Genomic DNA, 26,088 nt, shown 5'->3' on the forward strand with positions numbered 1-26,088 from the left:
GGATGAGGGGGTGCTCCAGCGGAGTGAGACGTCGGCGTTCCCTGGAGCACCCCTCATCCATCGCCTTCGGCGACACCTTCTCCCGCAAGGGGAAGGAAAGCCGGCGCTACACCAGCCCTCTTTTCACCATCATCGCCTCGGGCGACGGCATCTTTCCCCGGAAAGCCGTGTAAAGCTCCTCCGGATCCTTCGAACCACCCGCGGCATAGATGTTTTTCCGCAGCCGCTCGGCCAGCTCCGGATTGAAGGCATCGCCCGTCTCCTCGAAAGCCGAAAAAGCGTCCGCGTCGAGCACTTCCGACCACATGTAGGAATAATAGCCGGCTGAATATCCGTCGCCGGCGAAGACATGGCCGAAATGCGGAGTGCGATGGCGCATCGCGATCGTCTCGGGCATGTGCAGCTTTTCCAGCGTCTCGGCCTCGTAGCGAAGCGGCTCGGCCGGTGCGTCTGGCCTTGCATGATAGGCCATGTCGATCAGCGCCGACGCGGTGAACTCGACGGTGGCGAAGCCGGCGCCGAAGGTGCGGGCGGCGAGCATCTTGTCGAGCAGGTCCTTTGGCATCGGCTTGCCGGTCTTGACGTGCAGCGCGTGCTTCTCCAGCACCGCCGGCACCGTCAGCCAATGCTCGTAAAGCTGAGAGGGCAGCTCGACGAAGTCGCGGCTGACCGAGGTCCCGGAGACCGACGGCCACGTGACGTCGGTCAGCATGCCATGCAGCGCGTGGCCGAACTCGTGGAACAGCGTCTTTGCCTCATCGACCGACAGAAGCGCGGCCTCGCCGGCCGGAGGCTTGGCGAAGTTCATGATGTTGTAGATCACCGGCTTCGCGCCATGGCCGAGCTTGTAGCCCGATCGCAGCGCGCTCATCCAGGCGCCGGAACGTTTTGACGGCCGCGCGAAATAGTCGGCCAGGAACAGGCCGCGCTCGCTGCCGTCGGCATTCTTCACCACGAAGACACGCGCGTCGGGATGCCAGGCGGCGATGCCCTTCTTCTCCTCGAAGGTGATGCCGAACAGCCGTGTCGCCACATCGAAGCAGGCCTCGATGACCTGTTCGAGCTGCAAGTACGGCTTCAGCTCCGCTTCGTCGAAGGCGAATTTCTCGGCGCGCAGCTTCTCCTGGTAGAAGCGCCAGTCCCAGGCGGCGAACTTCTCGTTGCTGCCGGCCTCGGTCGCGAGCCGCTCTAGCTCCTTCTGGTCGCTTGCTGCCTTCTCCAGCGCCTTTTCCCACACCGGATCGAGCAGCTCGTGCACGGCCTTCGGCGTCTTCGCCATCGTGTCGTCGAGCTTCAGCGCCGCGAAGGATTCGTAGCCCAGAAGCTTCGCCTTCTCGGCTCGCAGCTTCAGCATGTCGCGCACGATATCGGTGTTGTCCGACGCGCCGCCATTCTGGCCGCGCATGGTGAAAGCTTTGAACGCGGTCTCGCGCAGGTCTCGGCGTTCGGAAAAGGTCGAGAAGGGCTCATAGATCGAACGCGACAGCGTCACCGCATAACGACCCTTCTGGCCCCGCATCTCTGCCGCTTCCGCCATGGCGCTCTTCAGGAAGTCCGGCAGGCCGGCGAGATCGGCCTCGTCGAGGAACAGCGCCCAGTCGCGCTCGTCGGCAAGCACGTTCTGGCCGAACTTGGTGCCGAGCGAGGAGAGCTCCTCATTGATGGCCGCAAGCCGCTTCTTGCCCTCGACGTCGAGCTTGGCGCCCGACCGGACGAAACCCTTCCAGGTCTTCTCCAGAACGCGCAGCGTCTCGGCATCGAGCTTCAGGCTGTCGCGGCGCTGGTAGAGATCGTCGGTGCGGGCAAACAGCTTCTCGTTCATTGAGATTGCCGAGAAATGTCTGGACATCTTCGGCGAAACCTCGCGCTCCATCGCTTGGATCGCGTCGTTGGTGTGGGCGCCGGCCCGGCACCAGAAGATAGACGAGACATGGTCGAGCGGCTCGCCGGCAAGCTCCAGCGCCGCTAGCGTGTTCTCGACGGTCGGCGTCTCACTGTTGCCGGCGATCATGTCGATCTCGGCCTGATGCGCCGCCAGCGCCGCGTCGAAGACCGGACCGAAATCATCGTCGCCGATGCGCGAGAAATCCGGCAGGCCGAGCGGCCCCTGCCAAAGGGTCAGCGGATGGGCGGCGAGGTCGACGGCGTTTGAAGATGACATGAACAATTCCGGTGAGTGGATGGAGGCGGGTTGCCTCCGATGTAGGGCGATGTCCCACACCGCGCAACACGGCAGACTTCAATAGGCACTGCAGTCCTGCGCCACAGCTTTCTGCGTGCTGGCGGTGATGCGCCCGCCGGCGACGGTGAAGGTCTCGCGCATCAGCGTGTCGTTGCTGGGGAAATCGTAGCAGGCGAGCACCGTCGTCTCGCCGTTCTCGCTCTTTTCGATGCGATGACGGATCGCGGCGCCCGCGACCGCGCCCTGCCATTCGTCGATCGAGGCGATAAAATCCTTTTTTGTCTGGACGACGCCGATGTCATCGAGCTTCATGCGCACGTCGTCGGAAAGCAGGTCGGCAAGTTCGGTGCGGTCGGCGACCAGCAGCGCCGAATACCAGCGGTTGATGACGGCACCATCATCGGCGCTGGCGCGGACGAGCGAGGACATGAGCAGCGTCGCCGCCAGGATGATCCCCCAGCTGATCCGGTGCATCGCTTCTCCCTTACAGTTCGGGCCGCTCGAAATCGCCGGTTTCCTTGTTCATCACCCACAGCTCCCCGGCCGAGATGTCGAACCATGCGCCATAGAGCGAGAGCTTGCCCTTGCCTTCGAGGATCGAGACGCAGGGAAAGGTCCTGAGATTGGCGATGGAATAACGAACGGAAATACGCTCCAGCGCGGTCTGGCGCTCTGTCGCCGTCATCATCGTGCTGGCGGCCACGGTCTCGGCGGCAGGAGCGATCAGGCTCATCCACTTGCCGATGAAGTCGCCGGGCGACAGCGGCGCCGAATTGGTGTCGAGCGCCGCGCGGATGCCGCCGCAGCGGCCGTGGCCCATCACCACGATGTTCTTCACCTTCAGGCTCTGCACGGCGAATTCGAGCGCGGCCGAGGTCGAGTGATACTCGCCGTCCGGCTCGTAGGGTGGCACCAGATTGGCGACATTTCGCAGCACAAAGAGCTCGCCGGGGCCGGCATCGAAGATCGCTTCTGGCGCCGAGCGCGAATCGCAGCAGGCGACGATCATCGTCTCGGGCGCCTGGCCCTCGCGCGCCAGCGAGCGATAACGCCCGCTCTCGGCCGGATAGCGGCCGTTCATGAAGTTGCGGTAGCCGGTGATCAGATGCTCGGGCAGATGCGGCATGGGCGGCTGAAGCCTTTCCGGGTTTGAGACGGCAAGGTCGTGGCGATTGGAATGCCTGTAGCGGCAAAAGCCCGGAGTGAGCAATGCAGAATTGTCGGCGCCGGCTACAAAGCCATGCATCAGGCACCGAAATCATTCAATTTCTTCAGGCCCAGATGGCGACGGGAATGCCGAAACGGTCCAGCAACGGCGGATCGGGCGAAGGCCGTGCCTTGCCGCTGGCGATACGCCCGGCAATCAGCATCATCACCGCCGCGTCGAGGAAGTCGTCGCTCGCAGCACCCCGCGGCAACGCCTGATCGAGGAACGCTTTTTCGTAGCCATGCCGGCAAAGCAGCGCCTTGCGCTCCTCCATGCCGGCCGGGTTGACTGCGCCCTTGATCTTCTTCGGCAGCGCCATCGCCGTACCGCCATTCAGCCGGCAGAACGCCACTTCCGGGTGCGATTCGAAGACTTGGCCACGCAATTCGGGCCGCGCGATCAACAGTTGATCGATCTCACGGATCTTCGAAAAGATGCCGAAGGCCTGGATGGAAACGCCGCGCGGCGGGTCGGAGGTCCCCATCGCCACCGCGCTTGCCCGCCGGTGTGCTGCATACCACGCCTCCACGGTGGTGAAATCGCCGGTGTCGGCATAGAGCGCCGCCCGCGAGGGGATGGCGAACACGCTCGACTGCCTTGCCCCGAGCAGCGGCCGCACCAGCGCCTCCGGCCCGCGGCCGCCTTTGCTCGAAAAATCCGGCAGGCCGATTGGCATGTCGACGGCGATCAGTGTATCGGGCAGCGCGTCGAGCAATGCCTGGAAGCTCGGGAAGACGGAGACCGAGGGCGCGGCGTCCGTTGCGCAGTGGACGGCGATCCAGCCGGCCTTGCAGCCGTCGACGCCGGCCAGCCCGCCTGGCGTCACGCCTGCTTGTCCCGCCCGGGATGCAGAAGATGGCGCAGCTGCACCATGGCCATCGGATGCGACAGGCTCTGCGCGTCGGTTTCGAGCTGCAGCTCGTCGCCGCCGCGCTTCGCAGTGCGGGCGAGGATCTCGTAGACGGCCGCCGTGGTCGATTGCAGTGCCTTGACCGGCGCCTGGCCGGAGAGAACCCGCGCCAGATAGACCGCGGCCGTCAGGTCGCCGAGCCCGTTCGGCGGCTTCTCTATCACGCGGTGCTCGGCGAGCAGCGCCTGGGTGCCGTCGAGCAGGAAATTGCCGATGCCTCCCGCCATCATCGCCGGCGCCGAGGTCACCAGCATGGTCGAGGGTCCGGCATGAAGGGCAGCCGCCGTCACCGCCTTGATGTCGGGCAGCGGCGCGCCCGCTATCCACTCCAGCTCATAACGGTTCGGCGTCGCGATATCGGCGATCGGCATCAGCTTGTCGCGCATGGCGGCTGCCGTCGATTCCGGCACGTAGAGCCCGCCGGAATCGCCCATCACCGGGTCGCAGACGTAAAGCGCGTTCGGCGTCCTTTCCTTGACGGCGGCGACCAGCGAGGCGACCGCCTCGGCCTGGCCCGCTTCGCCGAGATAACCCGACAGCACGGCCCTTACCTCGCCCAGCCAGGGCGCCCGCTCGAGGTCGGCCATCAGCGCCTTGAACTGGTCGAGCGGCGGCACGATGCGGGTTGCGCGGCTGTGCCCCGGATGCCACGGCAGGATGACGGTCGGCACAGCCCAGACCGGGAAACCCAGTGTCTCCAGCGCGAACACCGCCGCGCGGTTGCCGACCGAGCCGCGGGCGACATGGCTGGAGATGACGATGACCGCGCGCGGCGCGTCGATCTTTTCTGCATTCATGGAATCTGAATCCTAGCCGCCACGTGTGGCGGCATACACCAGCCAGGCCAATAGCCCAATGGCAATGACGAAGCCGAGCGTTCGGCCAATGCGGGTTCCCCAATATTCGATGGGATCGGCGCGATCCGTGTCGGCGGCGGTGACGTGGTCGCGCGCATCCTTCACTGCGCGCGCGATGAACGACGCGCTGCCCGGGGACGTCTCCTGTTGCACGCGTTCGAGGATGCGGCGCGATTCGGCCTCGTCGTCCCTGCGCTCTGCCATGGCAATTGCCCTTCCGGCCCGCAGCTTAGAGCAAATCCAGAAAAAGTGCGAAGTGGTTTTCCGACCGGAATTGCGTCGACAAAAGCGATGAAATTCTCTGCGATCGACTATTCACCGGGGCACGCGCCCGAGCCGCGCAACAGGCGTCATGAGCCGGACATTTTCTTGCGCGTGGATTGTGGTAATGCTTTGCATGCAATTCTGTCGAGGGACCATTCATGATTACCGAGCGCCTCTCACTACCCTCCCCCTTTCGCAATCTGCCCGCGTTCCTGATGATGGCCTTGGTGCTGCCGCTGCTCGCCGGCTGCGGCTACAACACCATTCCGACAGCGGAAGAGAACGCCAGGGCGGCCTGGAGCGAGGTGCTCAACCAGTATCAGCGCCGCTCGGACCTGATCCCCAACCTGGTCGAGACGGTGAAGGGCTATGCCTCGCATGAAAAGGACACGCTCGACGCGGTGGTTCAGGCGCGCGCCAAGGCAACGCAGATCACGGTGACGCCGGAGACGCTGAAGGATCCGGACGCGCTGAAGAAGTTCCAGGATGCCCAGGCCGGACTGACCAGCGCGCTGTCGCGGCTGATCGCGGTGTCGGAAGCCTATCCCGACCTCAAGGCGAACCAGAATTTCCTGGCGCTGCAGGCGCAGCTCGAAGGCACTGAGAACCGCATCGCGGTTGCGCGGCGCGACTACATCCAGGCCGTCAGGGACTACAATCTGACGCTGAAGACCTTCCCGTCCGTGCTGTGGGCGACCTTCTGGTTCCGCGGCAATCAGCCCTTTGCCAATTTCACCGTCGACGAGGACAAGATGCAGGTGCCGAAGGTCGATTTCGGCACGAGCACCACCAAGCAGGGTGGGTGAGAGCGACTTAGCTTATCGAGCCAGCCTTGAGTTCCTTCGCCCCCCTCTCTGTCCTGCCGGACATCTCCCCCTCAAGGGGGAAGATTAGCAGTTTCTACAACCTCGCCCTCTCTTCGACGCTGAAGATTGGCGAAGGCCGGTGTGACGTCCAATCTCCCCCCTTGAGGGGGAGATGTCCGGCAGGACAGAGAGGGGGGCGACAGAGCGCCTACCTCTCGTTGCTTGGCCTGCTTACCGCCTTCTTCCTCCTCCCCTTCGCCGCCCTCGGCGCCGATCTCCCCGCCCTGACCGGCCGCGTTGTCGACAATGCCGGCATCATCGATGCCGGTACGCGCGCGGCGCTGACCCAGAAACTCGCCGACTTCCAGACCAAAGGCTCGGACCAGATCGTCGTCGCCACCATCCCCAGCCTCGGCGGCGAGGAGATCGAGCCTTACGCCAACAGGCTGTTCCGCTTCTGGAAGCTCGGCCAGGCCAAGGAAAACAACGGCGTGCTGCTCTTGGTGGCGCCCAACGACCGCAAGATGCGCATCGAGGTCGGCTACGGGCTTGAGGGCACGCTGACCGACCTGCACACCAAGCTGATCATCGAGAACGACATGGTGCCGGCCTTCCGCGCCGGGGATTTCTCCGGCGGCATCACCAAGGCCGTCGACGACATGATCATGGTGCTGGAGGGCAATCCCGAGGAGTTGGAGGCCCGCGGCAAGCGCAACCAACAGGCGCCGTTCAATTCCGACAACCTGTTCTTCGCCATCTTCATCACCATCTGGGCGCTGATCTTCTTCGGCGGCATCGCGATGACGGTGCTGCCGCCCATCTTCGGCCAGAAGATCGGCCCTGGCCGCTACCGCTGGCTCGGCATGACGTTCGATCAGAACCGGAGATCCTCGGGCGGGTGGTCGTCGGGGGGCGGCTGGTCGTCAGGCGGCGGTGGCTGGTCCTCGGGCGGCGGCGGATTTTCCGGCGGCGGCGGCTCGTCCGGCGGCGGCGGCTCTTCGGGAAGCTGGTGAGGCATCATGGCAACGCGACCGATCAGCGCCGAAGATCATGACCGCATCGCCGAAGTGATCCGGGCCGCCGAATTGAAGACCGACGGCGAGATCTATTGCGTCGTCGCAAGAGCCAGCGACGGCTACTTCTTTCCGGCCGCTTTCACGACGACGCTTGGCCTGTTCATCGCCAGCCTCGCCGTCGCCTACGGGCTGGAGGCCTGGTGGCTGACCATACGGTTGCCGCATTTCGTGCTGGCGCAGCTGCTGGCGTTGGCTTCGGTGTTCGCCCTGCTCTGGTTCCTGCCCGCATTGCGCATCCATTTCGTGCCGCGAAGGCTGCGCTATCAGGCCGCGCATGCCAATGCCGTGAAGCAGTTCCTCGCCCGCAACGTCCACCGCACGCAGGCGCGCACCGGCGTGCTCATCTTCGTCTCCATCGCCGAGCACTACGCCGAAGTCGTCGCCGACTCCGGCATCGACGCCAAGGTCGGCCAGCATGTCTGGGACGGCGTGGTGCGCGATCTGACCAAGCATGCCGGCGACGACCGCCTGGCCGATGGCTTCGTGAAAGCCATCGAATCGGTCGGCGCGGTGCTCGCCGAGCATTTCCCGGTCACCCAAGGCGACAGCAACGAACTCGACGATCACCTCGTCGAAATCTGACCAGAGCATGATGCCGAAAAGTGTGAAGCGGCTTTCGGATGACATCATGCTCCATCTCTTGGATTTAGAGATGGATTCAGATTTCAAGTCGAGCAGACCTGAAACGTTCCGGCTCTAGGAGCCTGTCGGCGGACGCACCTTTCGCCTGTGCGAAAGCGTCGAGGCGTGATGGGCGACTCTTTGCAATCGCCCGATGCGGGTTTATGGTTAACCAATCATGAACACGCTGACGATCGACATCCGGAAGGCAGAGCCGCGCGACGCTAGCGCCATCGCCGAGGTGCACCAGCAGGCCTGGCGCGGCGCTTATTCAGGCATCATCCCGCACCGCACGCTGACCTCGATGATCAACCGCCGCGGCGTCGACTGGTGGGCCAACGCGATTCGCCGCGCCGCCACCGTGCTGGTGGTCGAGATCGGCGGAACGGTCGCCGGCTATGCCACGATCGGCAAGAACCGCGCCCGCGAGCTCCGCCAGCAGGGCGAGATCTACGAACTCTATCTGCGGCCCGAATATCAGGGCATCGGGCTCGGCAGCCGGCTGTTCAAGGCGGCCAAGGCCCGGCTCGCCGACCACGGCTTGCGTGGCCTTGTGGTCTGGGCGTTGGAAGACAATCACAATGCCTTGGCCTTCTATGCCGGCAATGGCGGCCGTGATATCGCAGAAGGCGTCGAGGTCTTCGAGCAGAGGGCGTTAAAGAAGGTCGCCTTCGTCTGGAACGACTAGCATCGGCTGGGTTACAGCCCATCACAAACTGTGCTCTTCCATTACCGTCAGGCACTATTCGACGCATTGCACCATGACGCTTCGCCCGCTATCGGTCTTGCAACCGAAAGAGGGATTTAGCCATGCGTATCGAAGCGATTGCCACCGGGAAGAACCCGCCTGAGGACGTCAACGTCATCATCGAGGTGCCAATCGGCGGAGAGCCGATCAAATACGAGATGGACAAGGAGGCCGGCACGTTGTTCGTCGACCGCTTCCTGCACACCTCCATGCGTTACCCCGGCAATTACGGCTTCGTGCCGCACACGCTGTCGGGCGATGGCGACCCGATAGACGTCCTGGTCTGCAACACGCGCGCGCTGGTGCCGGGTTGCGTCATCAATGTGCGGCCGATCGGCGTCCTGATCATGGAAGACAATGCCGGCCAGGACGAGAAGGTGATCGCCGTCCCCTCGCCCAAGCTGACGCTACGCTACGAGAACGTCACCGAGTACACGCATCTGCCGGAAATCACGCGCCAGCAGGTGCAGCACTTCTTCGAGCACTACAAGGACCTCGAGCCCGGCAAATGGGTCAAGATCGAGGGCTGGCACGATTCCAAATACGCCAAGAAGATGATCGTCGACGCGATCGCCCGGGCCAAGGCCGCGAAATAGCACGAACCTCTTGCCTCGTCGGGAGATGGCCGGCGGACGCTGTTACCGGACCGCCTTCTCGCCGCCGGCGGCGGTGATCACGCCGACGATAATCAGACCGGTCAGCACCAGCCGCACGCCGGCGCTGACGCCGAATGTGTTGAGCATGGTGAGCAGGAGCACCAGGAACAGGCCGGCGCCCCAGACGCCGGGCACATTCGCCTTGCCGCCGGCGACCGAGGTGCCGCCGATGACGACGACCGCGATCGACGCGAGCAGATATTCGTTGCCGATGTCGACATTGGCGCCGCGGAAATAACCGGCGAGCAGCGCCCCGTCTATGCCGCCGAGCGCCCCGCACAACGTGTAGGTGAGGAAGCGGATGCGGCCGACATGGACGCCCGCGAGCCAGGCGGCGCGGATGTTCTGGCCGATCGCCAGCACCGAGCGGCCAAAGATCATGCGCTGCAACGCCAAGGCTGCGCCGATCGTGAAGACCACCGTCAGCATCGCCAGCACCGGAATGCCCAGCACCTGCCAGTTCGTGAAGCTGGCGAAGCCCGGCGGCGGCTTGATCTGCAGGCCGCGGCCGTAGCTGATGTCGACCGACTGGATGATGAAGCTGGCCGAGAGCGTCGCGATGATTGGGGGGATGCGTAGCGCCCAGATCAAGAGATAATTGATGGCGCCGGTGGCCGCGCCGCAGGCGAGCGCAGCAAGCAGCCCGACGACGATCATCGAATCGCTGCCGCCCATCACCTTCATGGCGACCGCGCTGGCCAGCCCGATATTGGCCGGCAGCGACAGGTCGACATTGCCGGGGCCGAGCGTGATGACGAACATCTGGCCTACGCCGACGATCACGGTGAAGACGGCGAGCGAAAGGGCTGCCGTGACCATGCCGCCGCCGCCGTAGCCGCCCGTGAAAGCGACGGTTGCCAGCCAGACGACGACCGCGCCGACGAAGGACCAGATCCAGGGTTTTTCAAGCGCCGTCCGTACCGAGGTCATCGCTCACCGCTCCCTGCGGCTGATCAGCACCCGCGCCGCCAGCACGATGATCAGGATCGCGCCGTTGGCGGCCACCTGCCAGTCGGGCGGGATGTGCATGAAGGTCAAGAGCGGCGAGGCTGCGAGCGCCAGCGTCAGCGCGCCAATCACGGCGCCGATCGGCGACACGCGCCCGCCGACGAACTCGCCGCCGCCGAGGATGACGCCGGCGATCGACAGCAGCGTGTAGCCATTGCCGATATTGGCGTCGGCCGAGGTGGTGATGCCGATCAGCGCCATGCCGGAAAGCACGCCGAACAGGCCGGTCAGCGCGAACAGCACGATCTTTGTCTTGAGCAGCGACCAACCAGCGCGCCTGAGCGCCGCGGCGTTGCCGCCGGACCCGCGCAGGATGACGCCATAGGACGTGCGCATCAGGCCGAAATGCACGACCGCGGCGATGATCAGCGCGGCCATGATCGGGAAGGGGACGTAGGGCGGCTTGAAAGACATGATCGCCAGCAGCCAGTCTGGCGCCTTGCCGCCGGGCTTGGGCAGGATAAGGATGGCAAGCCCCTGCCAGACGAAGCTCATGCCGAGCGTCACCACGATGGAGGGCAAATTGCGCAAATGGATCAGCGCGCCGAGCAGCGCATAGGCGCCGATCGAGCCCAGCAGCACGGCGATGCCCAGCAGCGGCGCATCGCGCAGCCAGGTAGCGGTGACGCAGCCGACGAAACCGACGAAGGTGCCGATCGAGAGATCCAGCTCGTTGCCGGCGATGACGAACATCTGCGCGATCGTCGCCAGGGCGATCGGGATCGCCAGGTTGAGCATCAGATTGAAGCCGAAGTAGCTGATGGCGCGCGGGTTGAGCCAGGCGATGGCGATAAGCACCAGCGCCAGCGATAAGGCAGGCAGCAGGCCGCGCAGCAGGCGCGCCCTGGCGGCACTGCCACGGGGCGAGGATTTCGGGAGCGTGCCGGGAGCGATCGCGGTCATGTCAGGCCGCATCGCCGAACGAGGACTGGATGATCTTTTCCTCTGTCAGCTCGTCGCGGCCGAGATTGGCGACGATGCGGCCGTTCTTGAAGACATAGACATGGTCGCAATTGTCGAGCTCCTCGGTCTCAGTCGTATACCAGAGGAAGGTGCGGCCCTTGGCTGCTTCCTCGCGCACGAGGTCATAGACTTCGAGCTTCGTGCCGATGTCGACGCCGCGCATCGGGTCGTCCATCAGCACGATCTCGGCGTCGGAGCCAAGCGCGCGCGCAAACAGCGCCTTTTGCTGGTTGCCGCCCGACAGCGAATAGATGTTGTTGTTCATGTCGGGCGTGCGGATGCCGATCTTGTTCTTCCAGAATTCGGCGAGCTCGGCCTCGCGCTGCGGCGAGATCAGCAGGCCCTTGCGCAGCCTGGCGAGCGAGCGGATGCCGATGTTCTGCGCGATCGACCATTGCGCGAAGATGCCGTCCGACTGGCGGTCGCCCGCGACCAGCGCCACGGGTGCCGTCACCTCGAGACCGGCTTTGGCGCGCGCGGCCGCCGAGAAGATCGCCAGCAGAAGGTCGGTCTGACCGTGGCCGGCAAGACCTGCGAGGCCAATGATCTCGCCGGCCCGCGCCACAAGTTCCTTTTCGTCTTGCTGCCGCGCTGGGCGTGCGCGCACCCTCAATGCCCCGGCCGCGACCTTGCGGGTCTCGGCGGCGGTCTTCTGATGCCCTTCGGCTCCGCCCATGGCGGCGACAAGCTTGTCGCGGTCGAAGGCACTGGCTGCGTCGGCCGCAACCACCTTGCCGTCGCGCATCACAACGATGCGGTCGGCGTTTTGCAGCACCTCGCCCAGCACATGCGAGATCAGGATGCAGCTGCCGCCTGCCTCGACGAAGCGGCGGACAAAGGAAAGCAGCTGGCCTGCGGTGTGCGCGTCGAGCGACGAGGTCGGCTCGTCGAGGATGACCAGATGCAGCGGCTCGCGGGTCAGGGTGAATGCGCGCGCCACCTCGACCATCTGCCGCCTTCCGATCGACAGGTCGCCGGCGATGTCGTCCGCCGAAATGCCGTGGTCGGGGAATATCTCGTCGAGCTTGGCCCGGATGAGGTCGGCGGCCTTGCGCCGCCAGCCGAAGCCTGTAAGCGAGGGATGGTTGATGCGCGTGTTCTCGGCGACGCTGAGATTGGGGCAGAGCGACAATTCCTGGAACACGCACCGTATGCCGAGTTCCAGCGCACGGGCCACGGAATAGACCGCTTCTTCGTTGCCGCGCACCGCGATCTGTCCGCCATCCGGCCGCAGCGTGCCGGCCACCATATGCATGAGCGTCGACTTGCCGGCGCCGTTATGCCCGACAAGCCCGACGCATTCGCCGGCGCCGACATGGAAGTCGACGCCATTGAGGGCACGAACGGCGCCGAAATGTTTTTCGGCGCCGTTCAGTCTGACGATATCCGCAATAGCCTGGAGCATTCTCAACTTTATCCGGTCGGCGATGCGGCTGGCAAATTCGCGCCGCGACTACTTGATGTTGGCTTTGATCGCCGCGATAGCCTCTTCCTGCGTGTATTCGTGCGTGGCGACCCCGCCTTCCTTGATCTTCGGCAGTGCGGCCTCGAAATCGTCCTGGGTGAAAGCGAGATAGGGCACCAGGAGGTCATGCGGAATGTCCTTGCGGCCGTCGAGCACCTGCTGCGCTACCCAGAAGGCGAGCGTCGACACGCCGGGCGCGATCGAGGCCGACCAGGTCTTGTAGCCGTCCTTTTCCTTCTGCTCCTTCCACCACTTCAGCTCGTCCTGCCGGTTGCCCATGATGATGGTCGGGCGCGGCTTATTGGCGGCTGCGAAGGCTTGTGCCGCGCCATATCCGTCGCCGCCCTGGTCGACGATGCCGACGACGTCCGGCAGCGAGGGCAGGATGGTCGCCACCGCCTTTTGCGCCGTCGTCTGGTCCCAGTCGCCGGTCACTGAGCCGACGATCTTGAACTCGGGATGGGCAGCGACGCCCTCGAGGATGCCGGCATGGATGGCGTCGTCGATCGAGGTGCCGGCGAGACCGCGGATTTCCAGCAGATTGCCACCCTTGGGCTGGAACTTGGCCATCTGCTCGACTTCCTGCTTGCCCATGTCCTTGAAGTCGACGACAACCCGGTAGGCGCAGGGCTCGGTGACGATACCGTCGAAGGAGACGACGACGATGCCGGCATCGCAGGCCTGCTTGATGGCGCCGTTCAGAGCATCGGGCGAGGCGGCGTTGATGACGATGGCGTCATAGCCCTGCAGGATCAGATTCTGCACTTGGGCGGCCTGGGTCGGCACCTCCTTGTCGGCAGTGGTGAAGACATCCGCCGCGGCGACGATCTTGTCTTCGACCGCCTTCTTGGTGACGATGCCGTAGCTGTCGAGCATCGCCTGGCGCCACGAATTGCCGGCATAATTGTTGGAAAAGGCGATCTTCTTGCCGCTGGTGTCGGCAAGCGCGGTGCCCGAGGCGAGCATCGCCGCGAATGCACTCAATACGAGCAGTTTTTTCATGTCGGTTCCTCCCGAGGTTGCTGATCTTGACGAATGGTCGTGACGTGTAGCGTTTGTTTTTTATCTATTGTCAGACAAATTTGAAGGAACTGCAAGCTGTCAACTGCGAGGCTTGATGGGGCCACTCGATCAACTTGCGGTGCGGCGATTGAAAACCCTCTCGTTGATGGTCTAGGAACGCGGCAGAAGAGAGGTTTGGATGGCAGTAACGCCGACCGTAGCCGAAGGCGCGCCCGGGATTCCCGCGCGTTGGACATCAAGCGCCAAGAGCGGCGTCGGAACCGCCCTTTCGGCAAGAAGCCCGCTCTGGTTCACCGCCAGCCACGGTATCCTGAACGAGATCTATTATCCGCGCCTCGACAGCGCTTGCACGCGGGACCTGGGCCTGATCGTCACCGGTCCGGGCGGCTATTTCTCCGAAGAGAAGCGCGATGCCGCCCATACGATTCAACCTTTCGAGGACGGGGTACCCGGCTACAGACTGACCAACATTGCCGCTGACGGCGCCTACCGAATTGAAAAGCAGATCGTTACGGATTCGAAACGACCTGTTCTGCTCCAGGAAACCAGTTTCATTGCGCTCAAGGGCTCTGCGGCAGACTATCGCGTCTACGCGCTGCTTGCGCCGCATCTCGTCAACGCCGGCATGGGCAACACGGCCTGGATCGGCGAGCATAAGGGACAGCGTCTTCTCTTTGCCACCGGACGCGGCGTCTCGCTGGCGCTCGCCTCGTCCTTGCCCTGGGGCGCCTGCTCGGCCGGCTATGTCGGCTTCTCCGACGGCTGGCGGCAATTGCACGACAATGGAGCGCTCGACGCTTCCTGCCATACAGCCGAAAACGGCAATGTAGCGCTCACCGGCGAGATCGGCTTTTCGGCCGGCAAGACAATTGCCCTGCTGGCGCTCGGCTTCGGCGCCTCGCCGGAGGAAGCCGCCGACCTCGCTTTAGCCAGCCTGAAACAAGGTTTCGAGCCCGCCGCGAAAACCTATGTCGGAAACTGGCGGACATTCCAGGCAAGGCTGGAAAAACTCGACCGCCAGGGTGCCTCCGGCCTGAACACTTACCGCGCCAGCACCGCGGTGCTGGCGGCACACCTGTCGGTCGCCAGGCCCGGCGCCGCCGTGGCCAGCCTGTCCATCCCCTGGGGCTTCAACAAGGGCGACGACGACCTCGGCGGCTATCACCTCGTCTGGCCGCGCGACCTGGTCGAGACGGCGGGCGGCTTCCTGGCCGCCGGCGATGGCAGGCAGGCGCTGCAGATCCTCACCTATCTGCGTTCGATCCAGCAGCCGGACGGCCACTGGCCGCAGAATGTATGGTCCGACGGCACCGCCTATTGGCCCGGCATCCAGATGGATGAATGCGCGTTTCCGCTCCTGCTCGCCGACGCCTTGCGCCGCGCCGGCCACCTGCCGCGCGCACAGTTGGCCGACTTCCTCGCCATGATCGAGAACGCGGCCGCCTATGTCGTGCGCAACGGTCCGGTCACCGGCGAGGACCGCTGGGAAGAGGATGCCGGCTACAGCCCGTTCACGCTGGCTGTGGAAATAGCGGGGCTGCTTGCCGCCGCCGACATGCTCGATGCCTGCGGCAAAAATGAGCCGGCAAACTATCTGCGCGAGACCGCCGATTGCTGGAACGACCAGATCGAGCGCTGGACCTATGTGACCGGTACGGAGACAAGCGCCAAAGCGGGTATCGAAGGTTATTATGTCCGCATCGCCCCGCCGGAGGAAGGCGCCGCCGCTTCCCTGAAGGACGGCTTCGTGCCGATCAAGAACAGGCCGCCAGCCGATACCGACAAGCCGGCGGAAGCGATTATCAGTCCGGACGCGCTGGCGCTGGTGCGTTTCGGTCTCAGAGCCGCGGATGACCCCCGCATCCTGAACACCGTCAAGGCCATCGACGCCGAGCTGCGCTGCGAGCTGCCGCAAGGGCCGCTCTGGTACCGCTATAGCAGCGACGGCTATGGCGAGCACGAGGACGGCTCGCCCTTCGACGGCACCGGCCAGGGACGGCCGTGGCCGCTGCTTGCCGGCGAGCGCGCCCATTACGAACTGGCCGCCGGCCGCAACGACAAGGCGGCGCAGCTGCTTGAGACTTTCGAACGCTCGGCCGGCGTGGGCGGCCTTCTGCCCGAGCAGGTCTGGGATCGCGCCGACATGCCGGACCGCGAGCTGTGGCTGGGCAAACCATCCGGTAGCGCCATGCCGCTGGTCTGGGCCCATGCCGAGCACATCAAGCTGCTGCGCTCGCTGCGCGACGGCGCTGTCTTCGACCTGCCGCCGCAGGGCCTCGAACGTTACATCAAGGGCAAAACGGTCTCGCCGCTGCGGATCTGGCGCTTCAACAACAAGATCCGCTCCATCCCCGCGGGCAAGCTGTTGCGCGTCGAGCTGTCGGCGCCCGGCGTCGTTCATTGGAGCAGCGACAAATGGCTGACGGTGCAGGACAGAAGGACTGCCGAAAATCCGTTTGGCATCCATCTGGTGGATTTGCCCGTTAACCGCCTGCAACCGGGAGCCACGATCGTCTTCACTTTTTTCTGGCCGGAAGCGATGCATTGGGAGAATGTCGACTTCACCGTCGCGATCGACCAACCAAACGGCCAGTGAATTCTTCTTTCCTCAAGCAATCGGGATGAAACCATGCAGATCGGAATGATGGGGCTGGGCAGGATGGGCGCCAATATGGTGCGGCGTCTGATGCGCGACGGCCATGAATGCGTCGTCTACGATATCAATTCGGCAAGCGTCGCCGGCATGGTCAAGGATGGCGCCGTGGGCGCCGCCTCGCTGGAGGAATTCGTCGGCAAGCTCGCCAAGCCGCGCTGCGCTTGGCTGATGCTGCCGGCCGCGATCACCGGCAGGATCGTCGACCAGGTCGCCGCGCTTATGGAGCCCGGCGACATCATCATCGACGGCGGCAATTCCTACTATCACGATGCCGTCGACCAGGCGGCGAAGCTGGCAGTGAAGGGCATCAACTTCGTCGATGTCGGCACCAGCGGCGGCGTCTGGGGTCTCGAGCGCGGCTATTGCCTGATGATCGGCGGCCCGGACGAAGCAGTGAAGCACCTGGATTCGGTCTTCGCGACGTTGGCGCCGGGCGCCGATGCGGGCGCCAATCCGCCCAAGGATGCCGGCACGGCGCCTTTCGGCTATCTGCATTGCGGCCCGAGCGGCGCCGGCCACTTCGTCAAGATGGTGCATAACGGCATCGAATATGGCGTCATGGCCGCCTATGCCGAGGGCATGAACATCCTGAAATCGGCCAATGCCGGCAAAAGGCAGCGCACCGCCGACGCCGAGACCAGCCCGCTCGAAAACCCGCAATACTACCAATTCGATATCGACCTGCCACAGGTCGCCGAAGTCTGGCGCCACGGCAGCGTCATCGGATCCTGGCTGCTCGATCTTACCGCAGGAGCGCTGAAGAGCGATCCGGCGCTCGCCCAGTTCGGCGGCCGTGTCTCCGACTCCGGCGAGGGACGCTGGACGCTGAAGGCGGCGATCGACACCGGCGTGCCTGCGCCGGTGCTGTCCTCGGCGCTGTTCGACCGCTTCTCCTCGCAGGGCGAATCCCAGTTCGCCGACAAGCTCCTGTCCGCCATGCGCTACGCCTTCGGCGGCCATGTCGAAAAGCCCAAGACCGGCGCGTGAAGGGAGAGACGGCATGAGTCAGCAAAGGTCCGACACGCTGGTGCTTTTCGGGGCGACCGGCGACCTTGCGCACAAGAAGATATTCCCGGCGCTCTACCACATGGTCGCCAAGGGAACACTGGCCGAGCCCGTGATCGGCGTCGCCTTCGACCCTTGGGACCTGCCTAAACTGGTGGACCGCGCCCACGACGGCATCGTCACGGCACTTGGCGGCATCGACGACACGGTCTTTGCCAAGCTCGCCTCGCTGCTGCGCTATGTCAGCGGCGACTACCGCGACAGCGCCACCTTCGAGAAGCTGAGGACGGCACTGGGCCCGGCGCAACACCCGCTGCACTATATGGCCGTCCCGCCAACGATGTTCGAGACCGTCGTGCAAGGTTTGGAGCAGTCCGGCACCGCGCGCGGCGCGCGGCTGATGATCGAAAAGCCCTTCGGCCACGACCTGCAGTCGGCGCGCTGGCTGAACCGGGTGCTGCATCTGGTGTTCGACGAGCAGTCGATCTTCCGCATCGACCACTATCTGGGGAAGGAAGCTATCCAGAACCTGCTCTATTTCCGCTTCGCCAACTCTTTCCTCGAGCCGATCTGGAACCGCAACTTCGTCGAGAGCGTCCAGATCACCATGGCCGAGGATTTTGGCATCGAAGGTCGCGGCAAATTCTACGACGATGTCGGCTGCATCCGCGACGTGATCGAGAACCACCTGCTCAATATCCTGCTGCTGCTCGCCATGGAGCCGCCCGTCGGCCGCTCGGCGGACGACCTTATCGACGAGAAGGTGCAGGTGCTGCGCGCGATCCGCACGCTGACTAGGGACGACGTCGTGCGCGGCCAGTTCGATGGTTATCTGGCCGAGCCAGGTGTCAGGCCGAACTCGCCCGTCGAGACCTTCGCCGCGGTGCGCTTCTTCGTCGACACATGGCGTTGGCGCGACGTGCCCTTCTTCATCCGTGCCGGCAAGAACTTGCCGGTGCACGCCACCGAGGTGATCGTGCGGCTGAAGCGGCCGCCTCTTGACGTCTTCGATCCGATCAAGCCGGACGACGCCAATTATGTGCGCTTCCGCATCGACCCGCAGGTGGCGATCTCGATCGGCGCACAGCGCAAGAGAGCCGGCGACGACATGATCGGCGAACAGGTGGAACTCACCGCGCTCGATGACTCCAAGGGCGACATGCCGCCTTACGAAAGGCTGATCGGCGACGCCATGAACGGCAATGGTCAGCTGTTCACGCGCCAGGACGCGGCCGAGCTTGCCTGGCGCATCGTCGGGCCGGTGCTCGGCGATACCACCCCGCCGGCAATCTATGCGCCCAAGACCTGGGGGCCGGCCGACGCCATGGAGGGCTTCGGCCCGCCAGATGGCTGGATCAATCCGACCAGATAACTTCCGGGGAGGAGGGAAATGGCGAAGGCAGCAAAGACCGCCGCGACGGGCAGCGATCCGATCGTACTCAGCATCGATGTCGGCGGCTCGCATGTGAAGATCCTCACCAGCGCCGGCGGCGAGATGCGCCGCGTTCCGTCCGGCCCGAGCCTGACCCCCGACCAGGTCGTCGCTTCGGTCGGAAAACTGGCCGAGGGGCTGACCTACGACTTGATCTCAATGGGTTTTCCCGGCCCCGTGCGCGACAACAAGCCCTCGCTCGATCCCTTCAATCTCGGCAAGGGCTGGAACGGCTATGATTTCACCGCTGCCTTCGGCAAGCCGGTGAAAGTCGTCAACGACGCCTTGATGCAGGCGATCGGCAGCTATGACGGTGGCCGAATGCTGTTCCTCGGCCTCGGCACGGGCCTGGGCGCCGCCATGATCATCAGGAATGTCGGCCAGCCCATGGAGCTTGCCCATCTGCCTTACAAGAAGGGGGCGACTTTCGAGGATTATGTCGGCGAGCGCGGCCTGGTGAAGCACGGGAAGAAGAAGTGGCGCAAATACGTTTTTGACGTCGTCGACAGGCTTCGCGCCGCTTTGCAGCCGGACTATGTCGTGATCGGCGGCGGCAATGTCGACAAGCTCGATGAATTGCCTGAAAAATCCCGGCGCGGCGACAACACTCGCGCTTTCGAGGGTGGATTTCGTCTATGGCACGACAGGGCGCTAATCGTCTGATATTGTTACATTTCAGTATAATTGTTCAAAACAGCGTGTATTGACGCGACAAAACGTTGCGCCGCGCAGATTTGCCGACTAGGAATTCGCCAGCCTGCGGCCCCTGCGGCTTCCCGAATTCGCCAACAACGCTCGCAGCGCTTTGATATTACACCGCGAAAGCCGAATCGCTTTCGCGGCCTTGCGGCAGAAATGGAGGGACTACGTGGACGAGGACACCAGCACAGCCAAGGAAGTCGACCTGCTCGAGCTCACGGCTCACATTGTATCGGCCTATGTCGCGAAAAACCGCCTGCCCGCTTCGGACCTGGGCGGGCTGATCGCCAGCGTCGCCTCATCGATCGGCGGGATCAGCCAGCCGGCGGAACCCGCCGCGCCTCCGCCGACCCCCGCTGTCAACCCGCGGCGCTCGGTGACGCCGGACTACATCATCTGCCTCGAGGACGGGAAGAAGTTCAAATCGCTGAAGCGCCATATCGGCGTGCATTTCGGCCTGACGCCCGAAGCCTACCGCGCCAAATGGGGCTTGCCGGTCGACTATCCGATGGTCGCTCCCAACTATGCGGCCTCGCGTTCGCAGCTCGCCAAGTCGATAGGCCTCGGCCGCAAGGCGGAACCGCAACCGGAACCGGCAAAGCCCGCCAGGGGTAGGAAGGCCAAGGCGACGGCCTGAAATAGCGCGCCTGCACCAATGGTTTAGGGAAGCCTGCCGGGGAATCGACCTTGGCAGGCTTCCTGCTTTTGTGGCTTGGTTACTACCTGAGATTGGGGGAGCGGGCCATGAACTACGCCAGGATGCTGATCGAGAAGGAAGCGCCGGAGGAATACGGTTACGACCGCATCCGCTACAACCTTTCCGAAAGCTCCATCGCCGACCAGAAACTCTCCGACATCGGTCTGACGCTGCCCGATCTCACCTTGTTCTATGGCGAGCATCGCGGCGACAAGGAGTTGCGGGCGCTGATCGCCGGGCAGGACAGGGGCCTTTCCCCCGACGATGTGCTGGTGACCGCGGGCGCGGCCGGCGCGCTGTTCATCATCGCCACCGCGCTTCTGTCGCCCGCTGACCATCTCGTCGTCGTGCGGCCGAACTACGCCACCAACATCGAGACGCCGAAGGCGATCGGCTGCGCCATATCCTACGTCGATCTCGATTTCGACCAGGGCTTTGCCGTCGACATTGAGCGCCTCGCGGCGGAGTTGCGGCCGAACACGAAGCTGATCAGCGTCACCTGCCCGCACAACCCGACCGGCACGATGATGACACGCGCCGACCTCGACGCGCTGGTCGCGCTTGCCGAAAAGCAGATATGCCGGCTGCTGGTCGACGAGACCTATCGCGACCTCTCCTATGGCGAGCGCCTGCCGGCGGCGGCCTCGCTCAGCCCAAGCGCCATCAGCGTCTGCTCCCTGTCCAAGGCTTTCGGCATTCCGGGCATCCGTATTGGCTGGCTCGCGACCCGGGATCCGGAGCTGCAGGAAACCTTCCTCGCCGCCAAGGAGCAGATCGGCATCTGCGGCAGCGTCATCGACGAGGCGATCGCCCGCGCCACGCTCGAAAGGCGTGACGCCTTCCTCGCCTCGCTGCTCCCCGAGATGGCCAGGCGCCGCGACATCGTGCAGGACTGGATCGACGGCGAGACGCTGGTCGACTGGGTGCGGCCGCAAGGCGGCGTCGTCGGCTTCCCGCGGCTCGATGTCGACGCCGGCTTCGACCTCGACCGCTTCTACACCCGGCTGCTGGAGGAGCACGGCACCTATGTCGGCCCCGGCCACTGGTTCGAGATGCCGAAGCGGTTCTTCCGCCTCGGCTTCGGCTGGCCGACGGAAGCAGAGCTGCGCGGCGGGCTCGACGCCATCTCGGCTGCGTTGCGGAGCTGAGTCACCGTCCGGGCAACAATTCGATTTTCTTTGATCCAGTGCGGATTTTTGAGCGCGCTGGAGAGCGAACTGGGCTAAAGCGTTCTGGCCGGACCAGCGCCCACCGTGGAAGTGCCCCGCCGGCCATTGTAGCAAGGGGCTCTCGAATCATGACAGCCGAAGCAACTTCACCCGACCAGCGCTACGCCGCGTTCCGGCACCGCCCGTTCCTCAGCTATTGGACGGCGCGTTTCCTCACCACCTTCGCCACCATGATCGTGTCCGTCGCTGTCGGCTGGCAGGTCTATGACCTGACCCGCGACCCGTTCGACCTCGGCATTGTCGGCATCGTCCAGTTCCTGCCTTCGCTGCTTCTGGTCCTGGTCACCGGCGTGGTCGCCGACCGCTTCGGCCGCCGGCTGATCATGACCCTGGCGACGCTGGTCGAGGCCGGCTGCGCGCTGGCTCTGCTGCTTCTGACGCTGCGCGGCCTTCACGGCCCGCTGCCGATCTTCATCGTGCTGGTGATGTTCGGCATTGCGCGGGCCTTCTACGGTCCGGCTTCCTCCTCGCTCTTCGCCAATCTCGTGCCGCAGGAGGACTTTGCCAACGCGATCGCCTGGAACTCGTCGGCCTGGCAGACGGCGACCATCGTCGGCCCGGTCGCCGGCGGCCTGCTCTACGGCGTTTCGGCGGAAGTCGCTTACGCCACCGCCGCCATATTGATGCTCGCTGCTGCCGTGCTGATCTTCACAATCCCGAAGCCCGCCCAGCAGACGGCCACCGACAAGCCGACCATGCAGACGCTGTTTGCCGGCTTCCGCTACATCTGGGGTGAGAAGATCGTGCTCGGCGCGATCTCGCTCGATCTGTTCGCCGTGCTCCTGTCGGGCGCCTCGGCGCTGCTGCCGGTCTATGCGCGCGACATATTGGAGCTTGGCCCGTGGGGCCTCGGCCTGCTGCGCTCGGCGCCCGGCATCGGCGCGATCTGCGTCGCCGTCTGGCTTGCCGGTCACCCGATCCGCGACCATGCCGGCAAGATCATGCTGGGCTTCGTCGCCCTGTTCGGCGCCTTCACCGTGCTGTTCGGCGTCTCGACCATGACCTGGCTGTCGATCGCGGCGCTCGCTCTGCTCGGCGCTACCGACATGTTCAGCGTCTATATCCGCGAGACGCTGATCCAGCTCTGGACGCCCGACGAGGTGCGCGGCCGCGTCAACGCCGTCAACCAGGTCTTCGTCGGCGCCTCCAACGAAGTCGGCGAATTCCGCGCCGGCACCATGGCGGCGCTGATCGGCACGGTCCCCGCCGTGGTGATCGGCGGCATCGGCGCTGTCGCGGTGGCGGGATTGTGGGCGTACCTCTTCCCAGCACTCCGGCAGGTGCGGCATCTCAGCAGCCGGAATTGATCTGGCCTGCATAAGCTGCCGGATCCGGCGCTGGGGCCAATTATGCGCGCCGTCGGCCAGCGAGGCAGTGTCGCGAGCAGGTTACTCCGAAAAGCTCACGCTGACGCCGCGCTGCCGGAAATAGGCCTGCATCAACTTGCGGCCCGCGCGGTTGTTCTGCACCAGCCTGGTCGGATCGAACACCGCCTGTTTCTTCCCCTCGCGTGCCAGCGCCGCCTTGAGTGCCGCGATATGCGAATCGAGGTCGGCATTGTCGGCTCGGAGTGAGGCATAGATATTTTCGGTCGCCTCGGCCAAGGTCAGTTCGCTCACAGTGTCGTCCTTTTGATTGGTCGGGCGGCGCCTTAGCACAGATTCGCCACTCGTCGATACCGGCGGAATTGCCGGTGCTCAACGCCGGCGACCAAATTGCCTTTGGCTTTAAGGTCCGCCACTTGGGCAGTCGGCCTTCGCCCTACCCCACCGCCGGCCGGCCAAATATCAGCCCCAAAAACTCGCTCAGCCAGCGCTTCAGGTGCATGTCCCAGATCAGCCGGCCGCCGAGATGGTCGCGGCCGGACTGGGCGCCGGGGAGATCGAAGCGGTGCGCGCCGCGCACCACCCAGCGATGCATCATCGCGCGGGTCAGTTCGCCATGGAACTGGATGCCCCAGGCATTCTCGCCATAGCGGAACGCCTGGTTTGGATAGGTCTCCGCGGTCGCCAGCAGCGTCGCTTCCTTCGGCAGCGAAAAGCCCTCGCGGTGGAACTGGTAGACCATCTCAGGCCAGTGCAGCAGCTTCTTGCCGGCCTCGGTCGCCTTCAGCGGATACCAGCCGATCTCGACCAGCCCGTCTCCGTGGCCCTCGACCTTGCCGCCGAGATGGTTGGCGAGCATCTGCGCGCCGAGGCAGATGCCGAGGAACGGACGGTTCTCCTTGAGCGGGATTTCCAGCCAGTCGGTCTCGCGGCGGACGAACTCGTCCTCGTCATTGGCGCTCATCGGCCCACCGAAGACAACCGCGCCGGCATGATCGTCCAGCGTGCAGGGCAGCGCGTCACCGAGCGGCGGCCGGCGGATGTCGAGGTCAAAACCTTGTTCCAGCAGCATATGGCCGACGCGGCCGGGGCTCGAAGTCTCCTGATGCAGAACGATCAGGATTTTTGGTCTCGGCCTCTGTCTGGATGGCATGGAAGGCGAAAGGTCCCGTTATTCGTCGCTCGACTTGCCCCGCGCGCCGGGCACGTGCGCCGCCGCCTTGCGGCGCGCCTCGATGCGGTCACGACGCTCGACCCCGATCAATTCGGCGACCCGCCAGACGGTGTTGTCCTCCAACTCGTCAAGCTCGCCGTCGGCATAGACGATTTCCCACATCAGGCCGATGAAGGCCTTGCGCGCCTCGGCGTCGAGATCGCGCTTCAAGACGCTGGTGAAGGCGTAGAGGTCGATGGCCTCATTGTCGGCGCGCTCGCCGGCCGCGGCCAGCGCATCGAGTTCATCGCCGCTCACCGAATAGGTCTCGGCCAGGATCTGCTTGAACCGCTCCCATTCGACGTCCTGGCGCACGCCGTCGGCGTTCATCACATGATAGAGCAGCGCGGAAGCCGCGACGCGCGGATCGTCGGCGCTCGGCCTGGCTTCCCCGGCTCCCGGCAGATCCCTCAGGAAGGCCAATACGCGCTCGAGCATCGATACCCTTTCCCTGCCCGCCAAAACCCCGCCTCAGAACAAACGAAACCCGCGCGGCGATTTTTCCGCTTCTTCTTCCGGCGCGACACCCGGATCGTCCGGCAGAGGCGGCAATTCCGAACCCCGCCCGCTGGTTTCAGCCTCGCTGATGGCCTCCGCAACGGTCGCATCCTTCTCGCCGCCATTCGCCGACACCGGCTTCTCCACGGGCGCCTCGGCAACAATGTCGATCGCCTTTTCAGCGGGTGCGGCGGGCGGCGCAGCCGTGATCGCCGGCACCGCGACATCCGTCTCGCTGTCGATCAGTTGGCCAAGCCGCTCCATCGGCGCGCGCCAGGTGAAGGCGTCGAGCTTGCCGGTGACCGGCGACACCGGCGCCCAGCGCTCTGAGACGACGCCGTCCGCCACCCAAGCCGGATCGCGCGGCGCGCGAACGGCCTTGGACAGCAACTGCCTGACCTTGCCCTGGTCGCCGGTCTCGGCCTCCTCGATATCGGCGAGCAGAAGATAAGCGCCCTCGCGCCGATCCATGCGGATCGCGGCCTCCGCCTCGCGCCGCGCCGTGGCGAAGTCCTGCGCGTCGAGCGCCGCGCGCGCCACTGCCATCGACGACTCGGCGTGGTTCTTCTTCAATTCCTGCAGCTTTCTCGCGCGGTTGAGGCGATCGAGCACGGCGTCGCCCGCCCTTGCGTGAGTGTAGAGCTCAGCAATGTCGGGATGCGGCTCGGCCTTCCAGGCGGCCTCCAGGATCTTGGCGCCCTTGCGCACGTCGTTTTGTCGGATAACCAGATCGGCGGCTGTCACCGCGGCCGGCGCGAAATCGGGCGCAAGCTTGTTGGCTTCGAGCGCCGCGGTGCGGGCGGCATTCGGATCGCTGTCGACCAGAGCCTGCGCCTTAGCCGTCAGCAGCACGGCGCGGCGGCGGTTGGCTACGTCGCGCTCGATCTGCCTAGTCGATTTCTGCGCCTCGACCAGCTTCAGCGCGCCATCCCAGTCGCCGCGTTCGGTCAGTTCCTCGAGCGTCGATTCCGCCGCCCAGGCGAGCTGCGGCGCTACCGCCGCGGCGCGGCCGGCATAGTGGCGCGCGGCATTGCGATCGCCGAGGCGCTCGGCCTCCAGATAGAGACCGCGCAGGCCGAGCAGCCGCATCTCGGGATCGTCGAGCATGCGCTCGAACTTCTCGCGCGCGCCTTCGTGGTCGCCTTCGAGAAGCGAGGCCTGCGCGTCGAGCAGGTTGATCAGCGGCTCCTGGTCGGCGTTGATCAGCTTCGCCGCTTCCTTGGTCTTCTTGCGCGCCAGCGCGCCGTCGCCGGCGCCGGCCGCGATCATGCCGGTCGACAGCGCCTGGTAGCCGCGATCGCGGCGGCGCACCCGGAAATAGCGCGAGATGGTGTACGGGCTGTTCCACAGCGACTTGATCAGCCACCAGACGATCATCACCGCGGCGACCACGGCGACGATCGCCACCGCCGCCACCATCAGCGTGACCTGGTACTGGTAGCCGTTGAAGGTTACGAGCATTTCGCCCGGACGATCGGCGAGCCAGGCAAAGCCCAGTCCCAGCGCGAAGACGACGGCGAGGAAGGCGAGAAGGCGGATCATACTGTC

26 protein-coding genes are annotated in these 26,088 nt (G+C 64.8%); 12 read left to right on the forward strand and 14 right to left on the reverse strand.

Annotated elements, in window-relative coordinates; all coding sequences use genetic code 11:
- Positions 1-106: 106 nt before the first annotated feature.
- The 6 genes from P9272_RS05950 to P9272_RS05975 form a co-directional block, all read right to left on the reverse strand.
- On the reverse strand, positions 107-2,161 hold the full coding sequence (locus tag P9272_RS05950) for a M3 family metallopeptidase (RefSeq protein WP_278159739.1): 2,055 nt from the start codon (positions 2,159-2,161) through the stop codon (positions 107-109).
- Positions 2,162-2,239: 78 nt separating this feature from the next.
- A complete protein-coding gene (locus P9272_RS05955) occupies positions 2,240-2,656 on the reverse strand; it encodes a nuclear transport factor 2 family protein (RefSeq protein ID WP_278159741.1) in 417 nt (138 codons plus the stop codon).
- Positions 2,657-2,666: 10 nt separating this feature from the next.
- A complete protein-coding gene (locus P9272_RS05960; RefSeq protein WP_128257973.1) occupies positions 2,667-3,308 on the reverse strand; it encodes a carbonic anhydrase in 642 nt (213 codons plus the stop codon).
- Between the two features lie 145 nt (positions 3,309-3,453).
- Positions 3,454-4,215 (reverse strand): DUF429 domain-containing protein, encoded by a 762-nt coding sequence (locus tag P9272_RS05965; protein WP_278159743.1) that lies wholly within the window; start codon positions 4,213-4,215, stop codon positions 3,454-3,456.
- Positions 4,212-5,096 (reverse strand): pyridoxal kinase PdxY, encoded by an 885-nt coding sequence (gene pdxY, locus P9272_RS05970; RefSeq protein ID WP_128257975.1) that lies wholly within the window; start codon positions 5,094-5,096, stop codon positions 4,212-4,214. The genes P9272_RS05965 and pdxY overlap by 4 nt, the downstream gene beginning before the upstream one ends.
- A 12-nt stretch (positions 5,097-5,108) precedes the next feature.
- On the reverse strand, positions 5,109-5,360 hold the full coding sequence (locus P9272_RS05975; RefSeq protein ID WP_278159745.1) for a hypothetical protein: 252 nt from the start codon (positions 5,358-5,360) through the stop codon (positions 5,109-5,111).
- A 218-nt stretch (positions 5,361-5,578) separates the two neighbouring features.
- Here P9272_RS05975 and P9272_RS05980 point away from each other — a divergent pair, with 218 nt between their 5' ends.
- From P9272_RS05980 to ppa, 5 genes are all read left to right on the forward strand, one after another.
- A complete protein-coding gene (locus P9272_RS05980; protein WP_278159746.1) occupies positions 5,579-6,226 on the forward strand; it encodes a LemA family protein in 648 nt (215 codons plus the stop codon).
- A 218-nt stretch (positions 6,227-6,444) separates the two neighbouring features.
- Positions 6,445-7,239, forward strand: a complete 795-nt coding sequence (locus P9272_RS05985) for a YgcG family protein (protein WP_278159748.1) — start codon at positions 6,445-6,447, stop codon at positions 7,237-7,239.
- A 6-nt stretch (positions 7,240-7,245) separates the two neighbouring features.
- Positions 7,246-7,884: a TPM domain-containing protein gene (locus P9272_RS05990; RefSeq protein WP_278159750.1), complete on the forward strand. Its 639-nt coding sequence runs from the start codon at positions 7,246-7,248 to the stop codon at positions 7,882-7,884.
- Positions 7,885-8,101: 217 nt separating this feature from the next.
- Positions 8,102-8,611, forward strand: a complete 510-nt coding sequence (locus P9272_RS05995; RefSeq protein WP_095816522.1) for a GNAT family N-acetyltransferase — start codon at positions 8,102-8,104, stop codon at positions 8,609-8,611.
- Between the two features lie 122 nt (positions 8,612-8,733).
- Complete coding sequence (gene ppa / locus P9272_RS06000) at positions 8,734-9,267, forward strand: inorganic diphosphatase (RefSeq protein WP_040991510.1); 534 nt, start codon at positions 8,734-8,736, stop codon at positions 9,265-9,267.
- A gap of 42 nt (positions 9,268-9,309) precedes the next feature.
- Here ppa and P9272_RS06005 read toward each other — a convergent pair whose 3' ends face one another.
- From P9272_RS06005 to P9272_RS06020, 4 genes are read right to left on the reverse strand one after another with little or no spacing between them, the layout of a single operon-like run.
- A complete protein-coding gene (locus P9272_RS06005; protein ID WP_128257980.1) occupies positions 9,310-10,257 on the reverse strand; it encodes an ABC transporter permease in 948 nt (315 codons plus the stop codon).
- A 3-nt stretch (positions 10,258-10,260) separates the two neighbouring features.
- Positions 10,261-11,238: an ABC transporter permease gene (locus tag P9272_RS06010; RefSeq protein ID WP_278159754.1), complete on the reverse strand. Its 978-nt coding sequence runs from the start codon at positions 11,236-11,238 to the stop codon at positions 10,261-10,263.
- Position 11,239: 1 nt separating this feature from the next.
- Positions 11,240-12,703, reverse strand: coding sequence for a sugar ABC transporter ATP-binding protein (locus P9272_RS06015; RefSeq protein ID WP_128257982.1), 1,464 nt, complete (start codon positions 12,701-12,703; stop codon positions 11,240-11,242).
- Positions 12,704-12,751: 48 nt separating this feature from the next.
- Entirely contained in the window at positions 12,752-13,765 is a 1,014-nt protein-coding gene (locus tag P9272_RS06020; protein ID WP_128257983.1) for an ABC transporter substrate-binding protein, read from the reverse strand.
- Positions 13,766-13,964: 199 nt separating this feature from the next.
- Here P9272_RS06020 and P9272_RS06025 point away from each other — a divergent pair, with 199 nt between their 5' ends.
- The 7 genes from P9272_RS06025 (at position 13,965) to P9272_RS06055 (ending at position 22,811) form a co-directional block, all read left to right on the forward strand.
- Positions 13,965-16,382 carry a glucan 1,4-alpha-glucosidase gene (locus tag P9272_RS06025; RefSeq protein WP_278159757.1) on the forward strand — a complete coding sequence of 806 codons (2,418 nt, stop codon included), beginning with the start codon at positions 13,965-13,967 and terminating at the stop codon, positions 16,380-16,382.
- A 33-nt stretch (positions 16,383-16,415) separates the two neighbouring features.
- Entirely contained in the window at positions 16,416-17,429 is a 1,014-nt protein-coding gene (gene gnd / locus P9272_RS06030) for a phosphogluconate dehydrogenase (NAD(+)-dependent, decarboxylating) (RefSeq protein WP_128257985.1), read from the forward strand.
- Between the two features lie 13 nt (positions 17,430-17,442).
- On the forward strand, positions 17,443-18,819 hold the full coding sequence (gene zwf / locus P9272_RS06035; RefSeq protein WP_128257986.1) for a glucose-6-phosphate dehydrogenase: 1,377 nt from the start codon (positions 17,443-17,445) through the stop codon (positions 18,817-18,819).
- 18 nt (positions 18,820-18,837) lie between these two features.
- A complete protein-coding gene (locus P9272_RS06040; RefSeq protein WP_278159760.1) occupies positions 18,838-19,542 on the forward strand; it encodes an ROK family protein in 705 nt (234 codons plus the stop codon).
- A gap of 205 nt (positions 19,543-19,747) precedes the next feature.
- Positions 19,748-20,215 (forward strand): MucR family transcriptional regulator, encoded by a 468-nt coding sequence (locus P9272_RS06045; RefSeq protein ID WP_128257988.1) that lies wholly within the window; start codon positions 19,748-19,750, stop codon positions 20,213-20,215.
- A 107-nt stretch (positions 20,216-20,322) separates the two neighbouring features.
- Complete coding sequence (locus P9272_RS06050) at positions 20,323-21,423, forward strand: aminotransferase class I/II-fold pyridoxal phosphate-dependent enzyme (RefSeq protein WP_278159764.1); 1,101 nt, start codon at positions 20,323-20,325, stop codon at positions 21,421-21,423.
- Positions 21,424-21,572: 149 nt separating this feature from the next.
- Complete coding sequence (locus P9272_RS06055; protein ID WP_278159766.1) at positions 21,573-22,811, forward strand: MFS transporter; 1,239 nt, start codon at positions 21,573-21,575, stop codon at positions 22,809-22,811.
- Between the two features lie 81 nt (positions 22,812-22,892).
- Here P9272_RS06055 and P9272_RS06060 read toward each other — a convergent pair whose 3' ends face one another.
- From P9272_RS06060 to P9272_RS06075, 4 genes are all read right to left on the reverse strand, one after another.
- The gene (locus tag P9272_RS06060; protein ID WP_278159768.1) at positions 22,893-23,123 is read right to left on the reverse strand and encodes a hypothetical protein; all 231 of its coding nucleotides are present in this window, start codon (positions 23,121-23,123) and stop codon (positions 22,893-22,895) included.
- 142 nt (positions 23,124-23,265) lie between these two features.
- Positions 23,266-23,982, reverse strand: coding sequence for a glutamine amidotransferase (locus tag P9272_RS06065; RefSeq protein ID WP_278159770.1), 717 nt, complete (start codon positions 23,980-23,982; stop codon positions 23,266-23,268).
- 18 nt (positions 23,983-24,000) lie between these two features.
- Positions 24,001-24,480 (reverse strand): TerB family tellurite resistance protein, encoded by a 480-nt coding sequence (locus P9272_RS06070; protein ID WP_128257994.1) that lies wholly within the window; start codon positions 24,478-24,480, stop codon positions 24,001-24,003.
- A gap of 33 nt (positions 24,481-24,513) precedes the next feature.
- Positions 24,514-26,082, reverse strand: coding sequence for a heme biosynthesis protein HemY (locus P9272_RS06075; RefSeq protein ID WP_278159773.1), 1,569 nt, complete (start codon positions 26,080-26,082; stop codon positions 24,514-24,516).
- Between the last annotated feature and the right edge of the window lie 6 nt (positions 26,083-26,088).

Source organism: Mesorhizobium sp. WSM4976 (genome assembly GCF_029625685.1).
Lineage (GTDB): Bacteria > Pseudomonadota > Alphaproteobacteria > Rhizobiales > Rhizobiaceae > Mesorhizobium.